Raw genomic sequence first — 14,749 nt, forward strand, 5'->3', positions numbered from 1 at the left:
ACCCATGTTTGTCGGTGGAGCCTGGGCGAGACAAGCTCGCCCGTGCCGGTGTTACTTGCGCGCGCCGCCCGGGCGACTCTTTCCACCCTGACCACTGCCGCCAGAGGTCTTGGCGTCATTGGCCTGGCCGAAGTTCGTCCCTCCGAGATGGCCGCCGCCACTCGAGTTGGCAACGTGGCGCTCTGTTCTGCGCTTAATCTCAGCCGCGTCGGTCTTGCTCATTGGATAATCCCTTCGATCGCATAGGTTATCGCCTCTGGCGCCAGGCCAGATGACGTGTAAATCGATTTTGAGAGAAAAGGTCAGCTTGAACGCCAAAGCGGCGTGAAACAAAGCTCGACTAGCAATTTCGACAGCTCAGTGTTGCATGTTGAATGTGTTCAAAGCAAGTTTTAACACGGCGTGGCGGTGGAGCTGGACTGGCTTGTTGCCGGCGTGAGAACCCGCATCCAAATCGTCTTCCGAAATTGCACCGAACGTTGGCCGATTGATGTGGAGTTGGCCCTCTTTGTCGTCAAGGCAGCAAACGGGCAATGGGATTTCAATCGCGCAGCTATAGCGCACGCGCCGCGAGTGCCTCTTCGGCCTCCTCCCGGCTCATGCCGAGAATGGTCTTGGCAAGGCCAAAGCTGAAACCGTTGCGGGCAAACGCCGCTATTTCCTTCGCCTGGCGATCTTCCGCCGCGCCGTCGCGACGAAACGGGCCAAATGCGCGCTTCCTGGCAAATATCACCGCAGCCGGCAGATCGTCGGTCTCCTCGAGCGTCGCAGCGACCGTCTCGCGATCGACGCCCTTGGCCGACAGTCGTTGCGCAATCAGCCGCTTCGACCGCCCGTTGCGCACACCGGATCGTGCGCTGATTTCCGCATAGGCGACGTCGTTCAAGCCACCCAGTTCATAGGCAAATCTGACTGCGGCCTCCGTGACAGCCTGGACCTGGGCATCGGTGATACCCTCGAACTTCTGCCTTGCCTTTCTGGAAATCGCGTAAGACAGCTGCTTTTCGGTCATCATCCTTCGCTCGAGGCGGTAGATGGTGGAGTTTCTCGCCCAGCTCAGCATGCGGGTCGTCGGAGTGTCTGAATGCGTGTCGTCGTCGGCCATGAGTTCACTCTGAGAATCGGTGGTGCGCTATTGTTGCGCAGTAAGCGGCATGTGCGCCAGAATGGCTGGCACTCGACATTGATCGATGCAGCATGCATTCGGTACATATCATTGAAGGCTCCCCCTTTGCCGGTGACGCCCGACCCCGCAGCCGAAACGCATGGCGCCTTTTTTGCTTGTTTTGAGATCCCAAGGAATACCTCGCCAGGGCACGGAAACCAGGGCACGGCACCGACTAACCTCCTGTGTCCCTCGGAGAACCGCAAGCGCTCGAAGCTGCGCGGTACCCGCGAACGCAAGCGCCGCGAGACCGGCAAGAAGGTCGGGGGCCGCAAGACCTACGCCGAAATCGACGGTGGACAGGAGATGGTAGCATTTGCGAAAAGGCTGACTGAGGGCGTGCTCGCAAGCGTTGCTACCGTCACCTACACCATCACCTGGGCCGCGATCCGATCTCGAAATGAAGTCTTGCCGAACAGCCTATTCGGTCTGATAGTGAGCGCCGGATGACGAATACGCTGGCGGTCATTTTTTTGCTATTGGTGTTGATGGGAATGGTGCCGACATGCGCATCATTCGCCCAGTTTCTGCTCGTCGGCCTTCACGGCATCTGGAATCACTATTCCCGGATTGGGCCCGGCACGCCGCGCGTAGCATTCGTGCTGCCGGCATGGAATGAAGCGGATGTGCTTGGCCCCAGCATCGATGCGCTGATGCGCATCGATTATCCGGCTGGCTCCTGGCGCCTCTACATTGTGGACGACGCCAGCACCGACCACACGCCCGAAGTCATGCATGCCAAGGTGGCGCAGTATCCCGGTTCTGTCTTTCATCTGCGACGTGAAAGAGGTGGTGAGGGAAAGGCACACACGCTGAACCACGGGCTTCAGGTGATCCTTGCCGACGATTGGGCCGAGGCCATCATGATCATGGATGCCGATGTCCTCTTCGAGGCAATGACCTTGCGGCGCATGGTCCGCCATCTCGCCGACCCGGAAGTCGGCGGTGTCACGGCATATGTGAAGGAGGGTAGTCATCCCGGTGGGCTGCTGTCGCGGTTCATCGGATTTGAATACATCGTGGCCCAGGCGGCAGCGCGACGTACGCAGAACGTCATGGGCGGGCTAGCCTGTATGGCTGGTGGAGCGCAACTCCACAGTCGCGCCAATCTGATCGCAATTGGTGGTGAGATCGACACCAGTACGCTGGCTGAAGACACCTACACAACATTCCAGACGCAACTCCTTGGTCATCGCGTCCTGATAGAGCCCAATGCCGTTGTTTGGGCTGAGGAGCCCGACAGCCTTGCGGCCTTCTGGAGGCAGCGTCTCCGTTGGGGGCGCGGCAACCTGCAGATCATGCGGGCCTTCAGTGATATCTGGTTCAAGCCCGGCCGCAGCGCACTACTTGGCAATTGGGCGTTCGGCATACTGTGGTTCAGCATAACTCTGATGCCGTTCTTCATGTTCGCAGGCTCGATCGGCGTCATCGGCCTCTATCATCTCTGGACACCCTGGGCGTTGGAAGCCTTCTATGTTGCATCAGGCGTTACCTTGGTCGCCCATCTCTTCCAGACAATGTTCTCCTTTGCCATTGATCCGACTGCCGCGAGACGCTCGTGGTTCGAGGGTATTGCCTTTCCCGGACTGATCTCAATCGGAGTGATGACGATCGCCCTTCTGATGCCTTTCGTCGGCGTCGCCAAGCTGGAAAAGCCCGGCGCTTGGTCGTGGGGCAATCTCTTGGTGCATGCCATCCTCGGATGGTCGGCAATCTCGATCGCGGCGGCGTGGTGCGTCTACCGTATGGACAAGGCAGGCGCGCCAAAGTGGCTGCGCAATGCAATGCTGGTGCTCGTCGGCTACGGGCCAATGTTGGGCGCGATCGCACTCGCCGCGATCGTGGCCGAAATCAGAAAGGCGGATCTCAAATGGGACAAGACGATCAAGACCGGAAAGGTGAGGATTCCAACGAAAGAGCGGCCGTCAACATATTCGATACACTAAAGTCTCATGACACCCGCAATGAACGACGCATCTTCTGGTGCGAAGTGGCGATAATCCACATCACTGCCTTGCTGGTGATCGCCTATCTCGTTGCGTCATCGATTAGTCTTGGCATTCTTTCAGTGCCTCTCCTGTGAGTTCGACGATCTCGCAATTAGCCATTGGTCGGGCGGTTTCTTCGTTCCGATAGCGCTTCATCCAGTCCGACGAGACCGTGAAACCCTCTTTCAGGCCGAATAAGTAGGCGCTGAAGAACTGCCCATGGCCGACGACTACAACGAAGTCACTGTCGGCCGAGATTAATCGATGATGGAACTCAAGCAGTCTCGTCATGAATGACCGGAACGATTCGGCATCCGGCCCATCCCTGAAGTCAGGATCGCAATGAAGCCAATACGCCTCGACCAGGGGGCGACGGATCTCGGCCGTCGACCCGTGACACCGCGCCGGGCTGAGATAGGTCAGTTCGTGGATCGGCCATGTCTCGCATCGTGCCAGCGGCCAGCGGGCACGAATTGGCTCGGCGGTGGCATGGGTACGCAGGAACGGTGACACGATCAGCATGTCAGGCTGGCGCTGGACCCTGTTCGCGACTTCGCGCGCTTGCTGGTGGCCCAGCGCAGTCAGCGGAACGTCGCTGTATCTGGTCGCTGGCAGGCCAGCATTGGAGGTGCTTTGGCCATGCCGGACGAGCCAGGTCAATGCGGGGGGCATAACGCTTCCCATTCGCGGGCATCAAGGTAGTGCTCGGTCCAGTAGCGAACGACCATTAGCTCCTTGAAAGGAAGCAGCCCGGCCGGCAACTGATGGCCCGCGAGTTCGTCTGCCATCAGCCTTGGCATGTCGACGCCCGCTGCGCCGGTCAACGGAAGCGTTCCGGGAAAGCGCGGGTTGACTTCGAGGAGCTTGAACACACCATCTGCCGAGCGCTTGAACTGAATGTTGGCGGTACCGCGAATGCCTATGATCTCAGCTGTGCGCACAGCTGCTTCGGACACTTCAGGCGCCTTAATCGTACGCGAAGCGACAGCGATGCCCGAATCGACCTTCATGCGAACGCGCGGAACGACGGCGATGACACGGCCGTCCCGGCTCACGTAGATGTCAACCGAATACTCCTCGCCCGGCAGGTATTCCTGCAACATCAGCGAGCCGTCCTTGGGCTGCTTGTCGAGATCGGCGCGGCTGTCGATCCTGGCGACGCCACGCGACCCCGCGCCCTCCCGTGGTTTGACGAAGCGGGGGAAAGAAACAACACTAGCGGCCACCACCTCGGTGAGCGGCTCGCTGTCGGGGATCGGTACCTTGCCCCGCACTGCGTCCATCAGGAGCTGCTTGTCGCGACAGGTGCGCAGGCATTCTACGGGCGAGATCGGCAGCTCGACACCAATTGATGCGAAGCTGTCGCGCGCGGCGGCCAGTGGTGCCAGCTCGGCGTCGACCGTCGGCACCAGAGCCTCGATGTGCCGTTCGTTGCAGGCGCGAAGGAGATCCGGAACGAGCTCGGGCGCGTCGCCGCGCGGAATAATGAGCCGGCGGTCTGGCGGGACGAGGTAGAGGCCGGTGGCCAACGGATCGATGTCGGCCATGTGAAGTTCATGGTCCGCCGAAAGGCTCTTCCAGATGCTGATAGCAGATGCGCCGCCCGCGCCCGTCACCAGCATCCTCATGCTTCGCTCCCTTCACTGTCGTATTCGGCGATTGATGAGATTGCCGCGGGCCCGATCCTTGGCCGGCGCGGGCCCGAATTGCTGTCGCGCTCGCGAACGATCTGCAGCGGCTCGGCCAGCACGTGGCCGGCAAACCGGCCCCAGTAACGAGCTGTCGAAAGGATCATGTCGGGCTGAATCGACTCCATGCAATCTACCTGGCTCTTGTGGGCTCCGATCAGGTCGATCTTCCTGTCGATGTAGTGCGTAATGTCGACGAAACGGTGGGGCTTGAAGTCCATCGTCGAGGAGGGAGACTGATAGCAATATAGGTTGGGCACGCCGCGCGCTGCCACCAGACTGGCGGCGTGAACCGCGCGATGGTCCTGGTGCGTGTCCTCGTTCGAATGTGTGTATACATGCGTGGCTTGCAATTCGCCGATCGCGGCCTCGATAATCGAGATCGTCTCCGCACCTGCGTCGATGCCAGTGTCGCGGAGGTTCTCCAACTTAAGTTGTGCGCCAACCATTGCGGCGGCGTTGCGCGCCTCGGCCATGCGGATGTTGGTATCGCCGCCCGCTGCTCCACGCGACAGCGTCAGAATATGGAGCAAATCGTATTCGTCGTAGTGCGCGGCCAGCGCGCCGCCGCAGCCAATCTCGACGTCGTCGGGATGGGCACCGATCGCCAGCACGCGCTTCTGCTGTCGACGGCGACGCGCACTGGCCTCCCTGGCGAGAAGCAGCGCCTGCTCGACGAACTCGGCGGAACCCGCCGGCCTGAACAACAAACCGTCGACACCGCAGCCGATCGCCTTGCGCAAAAACTGCGGCTCCTGATTGTGAGTGGCGATCAGAGTTTCGGTCCAGCGGTAGTTGTCCTTGATGTACTTAAGAAGCGCGAAGCCGCCGGAAGAAATTGCCGGATCCACTGCCACGAGGTCGTAGGGCTCGACCGACAACAGCCGGATTGCGGTCTTTGCGGACGCAGCCACCTCAAGTGCAGCGTCGGCCACGGAGTTGAATGCGCTCCGCAGCTTACTTGTCGCGGCGGAATCAGCGTTGACGACCAGCAAACGCAATCGCTCGCTGGGAATGTGTTGCACGACGTTCAGCCGGCGATTTCCCCGTACATGATGCATTGGCGCGGCTTGATCCTTTCACCAGTTGAATAGAAGGCCAGCTGCTACTCTCGTTGCTGTGTTAATCGTATCGTGGGACACATTGAGTTGTAAGGCAACGGTGTCGGTGATGGGCAGGGATGCGCGTACGTGCAGGTCGACGTTGTCAATGGAGGGGCTAGCGCCGATACCAGCGACGACAAGCATGTTGTGCGGTCCAAGGTAGGTAACGTCTATCACCCCGCTCCACAGGTCGCGAGAATCTTCGAACGCGGCCTGCCGCGAATCGTAGACCGTGGCCGTCACCAGCCAGGATGGCGCGACGGTGGCGGTGAGGCCAGTTCGAATCAAATGGCCGTCGTACTGGTCGGCGCCGAAGGACCAACGGTAACCGCCGAACCACTGCAGATTGTCGGTAATGTATATGGTGGTGCTGCCTTCGAGCCAGTGTTCGGTAGGCTGCACCGAGTAATCACGATAGTCGTATACTAGGGAAAAGGCGTAGCTGAGTGGCACCAGCCGATGGTAACCGACAGTGATGTCTTGCGACGGCAGGGTCGAGAGGCCGGTTTCCGACACCGTCGACAATTCATCGCTATAATGGCGCCAGCCTAGCTCCAGCGTGTCGAATGCCGTGATACCCGCCGTCCCGCGCACTTGGAAGCCCAACGATGTGCCTTCATCGGTCGAAACCGCCAGGGGACTGGTTTCGAGCTGATAGCGGTAGACGTCCCGAGAACTCGACAGGCCGGTTTTCGCTTCCTCATTGGTCGGTTCGATTTCGAGCACGTGCTCGAACTTGGCACGCGCTTGATTTCGGTTGCGTTGAGCCAGGTCCAGCCAGGCCATGCCGTTCAACGCCTCGGGATCCTGAGGGTCGACCGAAAGCAGGCGCTCGTACAACCGGCCAGCCTCGTCGAGTTTGTTCTGGCTGCGTGCGACCCGCGCCAGTCCGAGCATGGCCGGCCGCGAAGCAGGGTCGCGCCCCAGGAATTGCTCATAGACGAGTCGAGCCTCTTTCGGGCGCTTCGCTTCGAGGGTGACGCCAAGCTCGAGCGCCGGATTTGGCTCCTGTGGTGCCATCGCATTTGCTTTGCGCAAGTTCGTGGCTGCCAACTCGCGGTCGCCGGCATCCCGAGCGATGACGCCAAGGAACATGTAAACGCGATAGTCTGTCGAGCCGCTGACACGACATGCCTCAAGCAGGCGCTCGACTTTTGCCGTCGGGCGAGGATTTTGGCCGAACAGGCGTTGCGCTTCCTCGATCTCGCAACCAGGCTGTGCCGCGGCGATCGAAGGGAGCGACGCAAATACCAACGCCAGCAAGCGAGTGGTACGCTTCCTCAATGGTCTTTCGCCCAGTAACCGGGAAAAGGAGAAACGCCTCACGTGACCTCGTTTAGACCGATATTCCCCAAATGGCGTGCCGCCTGAGGTTAGTATGGTCGGATGCATCCTTCGGATCAAGTGCTTCTTTAATCGGGCCGCCTTCGCCCGGACCGCTTCAGCAAAGGCACGCAGCATAAAGGCAAGTGCGACTTCGGGCGCGCTTCGGCAGGTCGGTGATCTGGATGGGCTCGACCTTGCGAAGCGGGAATCGCTCGCCGAAATGGCGCAGGTCCGGCGTAAGGCACGAACGCGGAGACCCATTTGCAGGATGCGACTGAAAACCGGCGTTTTTGACCGATCCGGGTCGATACGATCGTTCTCGGCGCGGTCGAGGTAATCGTCGATCAGCTGTGGGCCGAGGCATGTCTTTGCTCTGCATGCAGGCGAACAGGAGGGCTGTCCCACGATCTTGAGACAATTGCGGCCGAGCAGCAGGCGGTCGTATCCTTGGGCCGGTCTATTTGACTGAGGTACTCTAGACCTCTGCCATTTTGAATGGCTCCCTTTAACTATTCGGGAGGGTCTCTATGTCTAGATGGGGGAATAAATACAGTTTCCTCCGAGGTCAGCATGCATCCGCTTCGTCTTGCAGCAGCCGCGCTCGCAATCGCGCTCGCACCACATGGGACTGGAGCAGCCGCTTCAATGCTGCAGCCCGTGAGAACGATCGGCGCGCCCCAGCCTTTCATCGCTGCTTGTCATCGCTACGCGTGGCTTTGTGGCAGCACTTCAGGCCGCGCGATGAGCGACGTCGACGCGCATGCACTCCTTGCCCGCGTTAACAAACAGGTGAATTTTACCGTCAGTCCTGCCGACGATCGTTCGGCAACGGGCAAAGACGATGATTGGTCTTTGCCGGTCAATGGCAAGGGCGATTGCGAGGACTTTGCGCTGATGAAGAAGAAGAAGCTGATCGACGCGGGCTTCCTGTCGAACCGGCTGGCGATGACTGTAGTGCTCGACCGGCGCGGCAACAACCACGTCGTGTTGATGGCGCGGCTAGCCGATGGCGATTACGTGCTCGACAATCTGAGCCACAGCGTCAAATCCTGGGAAAAAACCGGCTATACCTTCGTTGCCCGCCAGAGCTTCGAGAACAAGCGGGTCTGGCAGGTCATCCTCGCCGGGCCTCGAGCAAGCGGGATCGCTGCGGCCGACCGTCGTGCCGGGCATCCGTCATAACGACAATTTTGTCTTGGGCTCAAATTACCTCGGTCGGTGCTGAAACGTTTTGCATATCCTGGCGAAATGGTTTGGAGCAAATGACCAAACGCACCGAACTCGTCCGCATAATGGGCCGTGGCCGCTTTATCGCAAAGCGTCATGGCGTTTGTATCGACATGAACGTTGCGAAATGCGACCGCGCAGCCTTGTTGCTGAATACGACTTAACCGTCCTCGCCTGCGCCGTGTACCAGTATAACAAACCTGCGGAAAATTCACGCTTCGAGTCACAATATTCATCGTCACTCCCTCCCTTGTTGTAGTCGGGCTCAGCTCATGCCAAGCCGCTACGCACACGGAAGAGGACGTCAACACCATATGGTTGGACGTCGTGACTTAAATCTTCGGCCGCAATTCTCCGTTGAGGCTTTAAGGGTTAGCTCCTAAATGCCTTTTACGTGCCACTTCGGCTTGCAGTGAAAAAAGAGGCCCCGCGAGGCCTCTTTTCAGGTTCAGAGAGTTGGCACTACCGATTGCGGCCGTTACTTTTTGCCGCCGTTTCCGTTTCCGTTTCCGTTACCGTTACCGTTGGCATTGCCGTTACCGTTACCGTTACCGTTGGCATTGCCGTTGCCGTTACCGTTACCGTTACCGTTGGCATTGCCGTTGCCGTTGCCGTTACCGTTGGCGTTACCGTTACCATTGCCGGGATTGCTCGGGTCGGCGTGGCCCGGGTCGTTGCCATTGCCGTTGTCGTCGTGTGTCTTGCTGTTGTCCGCGGGTCCGGTATCGCTAGTGTCAGTGGGTCCGCCGCCGGTGCTCCCCTGGCCGCCGGTGCTCCCCTGGCCGCCGGTGCTCCCCTCGCCGCCGGTGCCACCCTGGCCGCCGGTGCCACCCTGGCCGCCGGTGCTACCCTGGCCGCCGGTGCTACCTTGGCCGCCGGTGCTACCCTGGCCGCCGGTGCTACCCTGGCCGCCGGTGCTACCCTGGCCGCCGGTGCTAGCCTGGCCGCCGGTGCTAGCCTGGCCGCCGGTGCTACCTTGGCCGCCGGAGCTCACCTGTACCTGGCCGCCGGAGCTGCCTTGACCCCGACTGTCGTGGTGGTTAGTGCCCACGTCCTGTCTTCCGCGCGTACCGAAGGTTGTTTTTGTCCGTTCTGTCGTCTTTATAGTCGCTGTCGGCTTGCAGAGGATTGCCTCGACAGTGCCCTGTATGGCTCTACGGCAATTTGCTTTCGATTGAGCGCTTACGACATGAGTACCCTTGGCGCTCGCCAAAAGTGCTTTCTTCGATGCGGCAAAGGATGGGCTGCCAATGAAGGATATTCCGAGGACAATTGCCAAGGCAGTTGTATTCGCGCGTTTCACATTTCCAAACATATTTTATCGCTCCGCAAAAATCGCTCCGACACCATTTTGCCGGTTTGCTATGAGTGATGTAGCTATTGCGAAGCGATGCCGGTTGCTCTTAGCTGCCAATTTCGCGCGGTATTCTGCCAAAGACATTGATTGTTGATCTAATTGCCTCCGTACGCACCGCGGCCCAACCCTAAGTGAATGGTACAACTGTTACGATACTTGCGAGAATAGTAATACAATATGGCGTTGGGAGACCCGCTCGATCGCCTGATTTATGTGTTCACGTCACGCTTACATTTGTTCCGGAAGCCAAGAGAAAAATGTACATGCAAATTCAATAGAGGAGCGGCAACCATGCCTAAGGTGATCGGAACGGCTTTCAGACGCTAGTTTCTGCGTCCACCGCCATGGAGCAGGCTTCCCGCTTGTTCTCTCCTGGATCAAGCGGGGAAACATCAATCCGCTGCCGCTGCTCAAACGAGCCAACTGAGCGAGGCTGTCCTCAATGAGCGAAAACGCGTCAGTATCGCATCACAGGTGAGCTTCCTCGGCGAGGTATCTCGCGCGCTCGACGACGAGTGGCTGGGCCTCACTCTGGCGAAGCAGTTCGACCTGCGAGAGATCGGCATGATCTACCTACGTCGCCGCATCCTCGCGAATATTTCATGACGCTCTCCGTCGTGTTGTCTGTTACGCTCGCTTGGTAAGCGAAGGGCTGGAGCTTCGGATCGACCAGCAGGGCGCAACCCTAAACATTGGGATATCCTATGCGGGATTTCACCGACACGCGGACCGGCGTCAAGCTGAATTCTTCGCCTTGGTGCTCCTGCGGATTTGCTGCAAACTGATTGGACATCAAGTTCCTCCAGTTGCAACTTTTCGTTCATCAGCGGTCGGATACGGCACAAATCCGGAGGCTGTTCGGCGCGACGTTCAGTTCGGTTGCAATGCCGACAGACTAAACATCGACGCAACGCTGCTTGATCATGCCGTTATTGATGGCGATCCCTATCTCGACGAATTGATGGCCAAGCTTTGCAATGAGGCCATCGACACCCGGGCAACGAACTTCAGTTCGTTTCGCGCACTTGTAGAAAACACCTTTACGCCGCTTTTGCCACATGGCGAAGGCAGCGTCGAAAATGTTGCCCGCCAGATCGGCGTCGGCGAGCGGACTTTTGCCCGTCGTTTGGCGTCAGAGGCACGGGGTTTGCCGAGATCTTAGATTGCCTAAGGCATGAGATGACCATCAACTATCTTCAGGAGGGTCTGAATGCATCTCAGATAACCTGGATGCTCGGGTTCCGTCAAAAGAGCTCCGTTACCCAAGCTTGCGGTCGATGGACGGAAAAACCCCTTCCTAACTTCGTCACGTCCATGGCCTTCGTTGATGACCGACGCACGGGGCTATGCTCAGCTCGCGCCTGCGCCGATACCACCGCAAATGCATTTGGCATTGCGGAGCAAACAATTGGCACCTCTAAGCAAGCAGCGCTTTCTATTGCTTCCTATGTGTAAGGCAGGCAGGGAATAGTCCATGCCGAATAGGGAACAATAGACATCATGAAGAAAATGATCTTGGCGGCGACTCTCTCGCTGCTCGCATCTGCAAGCATTTCGTTCGCTGGCGGCGCAACCATCGACCACAACAACAACTCAAAGTCGCAGGGCTCGGCAATCGGTAAGGCTTCGTCCGCCGCCACGCACAACGGCGACGTCGTATCCGGCAACGGTACCGGTACAGGGTTCTTCTCCGGCGACCAGACCACCTACGCTGGCTCGCGTGCCGATGCCGTTCACAAAGCACAGGCAGAAGCTGGCGAGTAACTGATACGCGGTGTCGTTAGCCCAATCACGTAATGTTGGGTGCGGGTATCGGTGAAAACAAAATGATGGCGGTTCGAACTATCGCACCGCCATCGCTGCCTTGGGGCTCGAGTCCTCAACAACGGTCTGTGCGGCCGATCAGTCTCGGCTGCTCGACTTCTTCTTCCTGCTCAGGGTCAATTTTTGCTTGTCATCATGCCCCAGATTCAAACCTGCCGAGCGGCAGCTTCGAAGGTGCGCCACGCCCCAATTAACGTGGGACTTGAGAGTCTGCAGGATTGGAGCAAGGAAGCGCATTACGCCGAACTGCCCCCTCACGCCGCCAGCGCGCGTTTTTGCTTCCTGGAGTATTGAAGCACTCTTGCTCCGTCGCCATATCAGATCGGTGATTGATAGGAGCCTGTCATGAAAGCCATGATCTACAGTTCGTTTTACGCCGCTGCGGTTTTCGTCCCGTCGATAGCCCTTGCGTCGAAGCTAATCGGCAATGGCTGACCGTATTGAGGCGGCCCGCAGGGGGCCATTTGGCAGCAGGCGCATGATCCAGGTGGTGCCACTGCGCGATCCTTCGAACAGAATATTCCGCCGAACCTGAAGCACCACCGGCACGCCACTTTTTCCACTTTTTGTCCCCGCAAAGACGGTGCGTGATAAAGGCCTAACAGTTCAACCAGGAAATTGCGGTGTTCATTCGTAACGCGAAATTGCGTTGCGAGCGCCACGCCATCGCGGTAGGCGGACACATTGCAAGTGCTTTCCCTTCGAGTTTAATGGATCCCCGCCCCAAATGAGCTTCGAGTTTTTCTATCGATTTTTCGATTTCTTTAGCCTGTCAAAATCCAAGTATCGCAATCACGTCGTGCCGTTCCCGATGGATTCACAAATCATCATATCCCCGAACGCCTACGGAAAAATTGTCGGCTTTTATACCTCGAATTCGTTCTACGAGCAGGAGGCGGCACGGATGGCAGCATCCGCCAAGCGCCTCGGGCTGCGCGTTCACACAACTGCGGTGACCAGTGCCGGCAGTTGGGTCCGCAACGCCGCACTCAAGCCCACTTTTCTCCTGAAAGCACGCAAGGAACATCGCGGGCCATTGCTTTATGTGGACGTGGACGCTGTTTTTCACCGGGATCCCTGGCCGGTTTTGATGGCCTGCGGTTGTGATCTCGCCGTTTACCGGGAGGAGGATCGCCTGATTTCAGCAACCATCCTCCTGAATGATACGCCTGCGACGCTCAGGCTGTTGGAAGTCTGGAAAGAACGGTGTGACCGGGATCCCGACATATGGGATCAAGTTGTTCTCCAGCAGATTCTTGATGAGGATCGCGCAAGTGAGAGCCCGCAATACCAGGTTGGCGAACTGCCCGCTTCGTTTTGTTGGATCTTCGACCGGCTTTCAAACGAAAGAACCGATGCTGTCTATATCGAACAACTGCAGGCAAGCCGGGAGGCCACCGCTCACGAGAAGCGGGGTCGCAACAAGTGGCTCGAGCGGCGCAAGGAGCGCATCGAAACGATTGAGGAGATCCTCGCGCCGCTGATGAATGCCACTGTCGACGAACGACCGAAGCTGTAACGACGAACGCGGAACCTCAACATGCCTCAAGGCGTGGCCGGTCGGGTGAGCATTCCTCCCGAGATCAGCCGGGCGGTTTCAAGACGGTCGACGCGCCGTCCGGCACGGGAGCGGATACCCCGCGGCGGGATAGCACTTGATGCCTCATGCAGCGGGAGTGAATGTCCGCTCTCTTCGCAAGTGCACCCCGTCACCCTGCTTGCCGGTAAAGGTCGGCCCATCGACGATGGTCTTGCCCCGGAGCAGAACACGTACCGGCCAGCCTTTGACCTCGAGCCCCTCATAGGGCGTGTAGTCTGCGCCGTGGTGCAGGATGTCGTTTGTGATGGTGACCGATCGTGTCGGATCCCATAGCGCGATATCGGCATCGGACCCGATCGCAATCGTGCCCTTTTGCGGATAAAGACCGTATTGCTTGGCATGGTTGGTGGCAGACAGGGCGACAAAACGGTTGATGTCGATCCGTCCCTTGCTCACGCCTTCGGAAAACAGGATCGGCAGCCGCGTCTCGACGCCGGGAATTCCATTCGGGATCCAGCGGAAGTTTCGTTTTCCCTTCTCGTTCAACTTGCCCTCATCGTCGTCATAGCGGAAGGGGCAATGATCGGACGAAAACAGCTCGAAGGTGCCGTTCTGCAGACCTTCCCAGCAGGCAATCTGGCTCTCCTTGTCGCGCGGTGGCGGCGAGCACACGAATTTCGCCCCTTCGAGCTCGGTTGCATCGAGATCATCGGCGGTCAGAAGCAGGTATTGCGGGCAGGTTTCGCCCCCGACTTTGCTGCCGCGCAGGCGTGCGCGCTGGATCTCCTCCATCGCCTGGCGGTTCGAGACGTGGACGATGACGATCGGCGTGTCGACGACCTCGGCCAGCGACAGCGCCCGATGCGTGGCTTCGCGTTCTGCTGCAACGGGCCGGCTTAAAGCATGGAATTTCGGCGCAAATTCGCCTTTCTCCTCGTGGCGACCGATGAGATAGCGGATCGCATCCTCGTTTTCGCAGTGGACCATGACAAGCGCGCCCGAGCGGCGCGCACTGTCGAGTGTATCGAGAATCTGATCATCGCGAAGCCTCAGGTTCTCATAGGTCATGAATACCTTGAGCGATGTGTAGCCATCCTCGACCAGCGCCGGCAATTCCTGGCCAAGCACATAGGCGGTAGGATCGGTGATCACCAGATGGAACGAGACATCGATATGGCACTCACCATCGGCCTTTGCGTGATAGTCCTTGAGGGACTGGCGCAACGTCGTTCCCTTTTCCTGCATGCAGAAAGGCAGGATCGTGGTGTTGCCGCCGAACGCCGCCGACAGCGTGCCGCTCGCAAAATCATCGGCCATGACGATGCCGTCGCCAGACGGCTGGGCGATGTGAACGTGGCTGTCTATTCCGCCGGGCAGAACGAAGAGCCCCGATGCATCTATGATCTCGTCGGCATCGGCAAGGTCATCGGCGAGCGCCGCAATCTTCCCGTCGCGAATGCCGACGTCGCTCCTGAAGGTGTCGCTCGCCGTGACGACCGTGCCGTTCTTGATGATAGTGTCGAACCGCATC

The 14,749-nt window shown here is 58.8% G+C and carries 16 protein-coding genes; 8 read left to right on the plus strand and 8 right to left on the minus strand.

Annotated elements, in window-relative coordinates:
* Positions 1-51: 51 nt before the first annotated feature.
* Both AC1D2R_RS20960 and recX read right to left on the minus strand, forming a co-directional pair.
* Entirely contained in the window at positions 52-222 is a 171-nt protein-coding gene (locus AC1D2R_RS20960) for a hypothetical protein (protein WP_477970059.1), read from the minus strand.
* A gap of 331 nt (positions 223-553) precedes the next feature.
* On the minus strand, positions 554-1,105 hold the full coding sequence (gene recX, locus AC1D2R_RS20965) for a recombination regulator RecX (RefSeq protein WP_477970061.1): 552 nt from the start codon (positions 1,103-1,105) through the stop codon (positions 554-556).
* Here recX and AC1D2R_RS20970 point away from each other — a divergent pair.
* Positions 1,085-1,615: a hypothetical protein gene (locus tag AC1D2R_RS20970; RefSeq protein ID WP_477970063.1), complete on the plus strand. Its 531-nt coding sequence runs from the start codon at positions 1,085-1,087 to the stop codon at positions 1,613-1,615. The genes recX and AC1D2R_RS20970 overlap by 21 nt on opposite strands.
* Positions 1,612-3,111, plus strand: a complete 1,500-nt coding sequence (locus AC1D2R_RS20975) for a glycosyltransferase family 2 protein (protein WP_477970065.1) — start codon at positions 1,612-1,614, stop codon at positions 3,109-3,111. Before AC1D2R_RS20970 ends, AC1D2R_RS20975 begins: the two co-directional genes overlap by 4 nt.
* A gap of 102 nt (positions 3,112-3,213) precedes the next feature.
* Here the strand turns inward: AC1D2R_RS20975 and AC1D2R_RS20980 are convergent, their stop codons facing one another.
* Genes AC1D2R_RS20980 through AC1D2R_RS20995 form a run of 4 tightly spaced genes read right to left on the minus strand, consistent with a single transcriptional unit; the run spans position 3,214 to position 7,207 of the window.
* On the minus strand, positions 3,214-3,813 hold the full coding sequence (locus AC1D2R_RS20980) for a histidine phosphatase family protein (protein WP_477970067.1): 600 nt from the start codon (positions 3,811-3,813) through the stop codon (positions 3,214-3,216).
* Positions 3,810-4,781, minus strand: a complete 972-nt coding sequence (locus AC1D2R_RS20985; protein WP_477970069.1) for an ATP-grasp domain-containing protein — start codon at positions 4,779-4,781, stop codon at positions 3,810-3,812. Before AC1D2R_RS20985 ends, AC1D2R_RS20980 begins: the two co-directional genes overlap by 4 nt.
* The gene (locus AC1D2R_RS20990; RefSeq protein WP_477970071.1) at positions 4,778-5,902 is read right to left on the minus strand and encodes a PIG-L family deacetylase; all 1,125 of its coding nucleotides are present in this window, start codon (positions 5,900-5,902) and stop codon (positions 4,778-4,780) included. Before AC1D2R_RS20990 ends, AC1D2R_RS20985 begins: the two co-directional genes overlap by 4 nt.
* Positions 5,903-5,920: 18 nt before the next feature.
* A complete protein-coding gene (locus tag AC1D2R_RS20995) occupies positions 5,921-7,207 on the minus strand; it encodes a tetratricopeptide repeat protein (RefSeq protein ID WP_477970073.1) in 1,287 nt (428 codons plus the stop codon).
* Between the two features lie 633 nt (positions 7,208-7,840).
* On the opposite strand from AC1D2R_RS20995, the gene AC1D2R_RS21000 reads away from it, so the two are divergent.
* Positions 7,841-8,452 (plus strand): transglutaminase-like cysteine peptidase, encoded by a 612-nt coding sequence (locus tag AC1D2R_RS21000; protein WP_477970075.1) that lies wholly within the window; start codon positions 7,841-7,843, stop codon positions 8,450-8,452.
* Between the two features lie 523 nt (positions 8,453-8,975).
* Here AC1D2R_RS21000 and AC1D2R_RS21005 read toward each other — a convergent pair.
* Positions 8,976-9,548 (minus strand): hypothetical protein, encoded by a 573-nt coding sequence (locus AC1D2R_RS21005; RefSeq protein WP_477970077.1) that lies wholly within the window; start codon positions 9,546-9,548, stop codon positions 8,976-8,978.
* A gap of 780 nt (positions 9,549-10,328) precedes the next feature.
* On the opposite strand from AC1D2R_RS21005, the gene AC1D2R_RS21010 reads away from it, so the two are divergent.
* From AC1D2R_RS21010 to AC1D2R_RS21030, 5 genes are all read left to right on the plus strand, one after another.
* On the plus strand, positions 10,329-10,460 hold the full coding sequence (locus AC1D2R_RS21010) for a hypothetical protein (protein ID WP_477970079.1): 132 nt from the start codon (positions 10,329-10,331) through the stop codon (positions 10,458-10,460).
* The gene (locus AC1D2R_RS21015) at positions 10,450-11,016 is read left to right on the plus strand and encodes an AraC family transcriptional regulator ligand-binding domain-containing protein (RefSeq protein WP_477970320.1); all 567 of its coding nucleotides are present in this window, start codon (positions 10,450-10,452) and stop codon (positions 11,014-11,016) included. Before AC1D2R_RS21010 ends, AC1D2R_RS21015 begins: the two co-directional genes overlap by 11 nt.
* 17 nt (positions 11,017-11,033) lie before the next feature.
* Positions 11,034-11,309, plus strand: a complete 276-nt coding sequence (locus AC1D2R_RS21020) for a hypothetical protein (RefSeq protein ID WP_477970081.1) — start codon at positions 11,034-11,036, stop codon at positions 11,307-11,309.
* Between the two features lie 45 nt (positions 11,310-11,354).
* Positions 11,355-11,618, plus strand: coding sequence for a hypothetical protein (locus AC1D2R_RS21025; protein WP_477970082.1), 264 nt, complete (start codon positions 11,355-11,357; stop codon positions 11,616-11,618).
* A 787-nt stretch (positions 11,619-12,405) separates the two neighbouring features.
* Positions 12,406-13,197: a putative nucleotide-diphospho-sugar transferase gene (locus AC1D2R_RS21030; RefSeq protein WP_477970084.1), complete on the plus strand. Its 792-nt coding sequence runs from the start codon at positions 12,406-12,408 to the stop codon at positions 13,195-13,197.
* 144 nt (positions 13,198-13,341) lie between these two features.
* Here the strand turns inward: AC1D2R_RS21030 and hydA are convergent, their stop codons facing one another.
* Positions 13,342-14,748, minus strand: coding sequence for a dihydropyrimidinase (gene hydA / locus AC1D2R_RS21035; RefSeq protein ID WP_477970086.1), 1,407 nt, complete (start codon positions 14,746-14,748; stop codon positions 13,342-13,344).
* Position 14,749: the final 1 nt, after the last annotated feature.

This window comes from Rhizobium sp. P1_C7, from assembly GCF_056406295.1.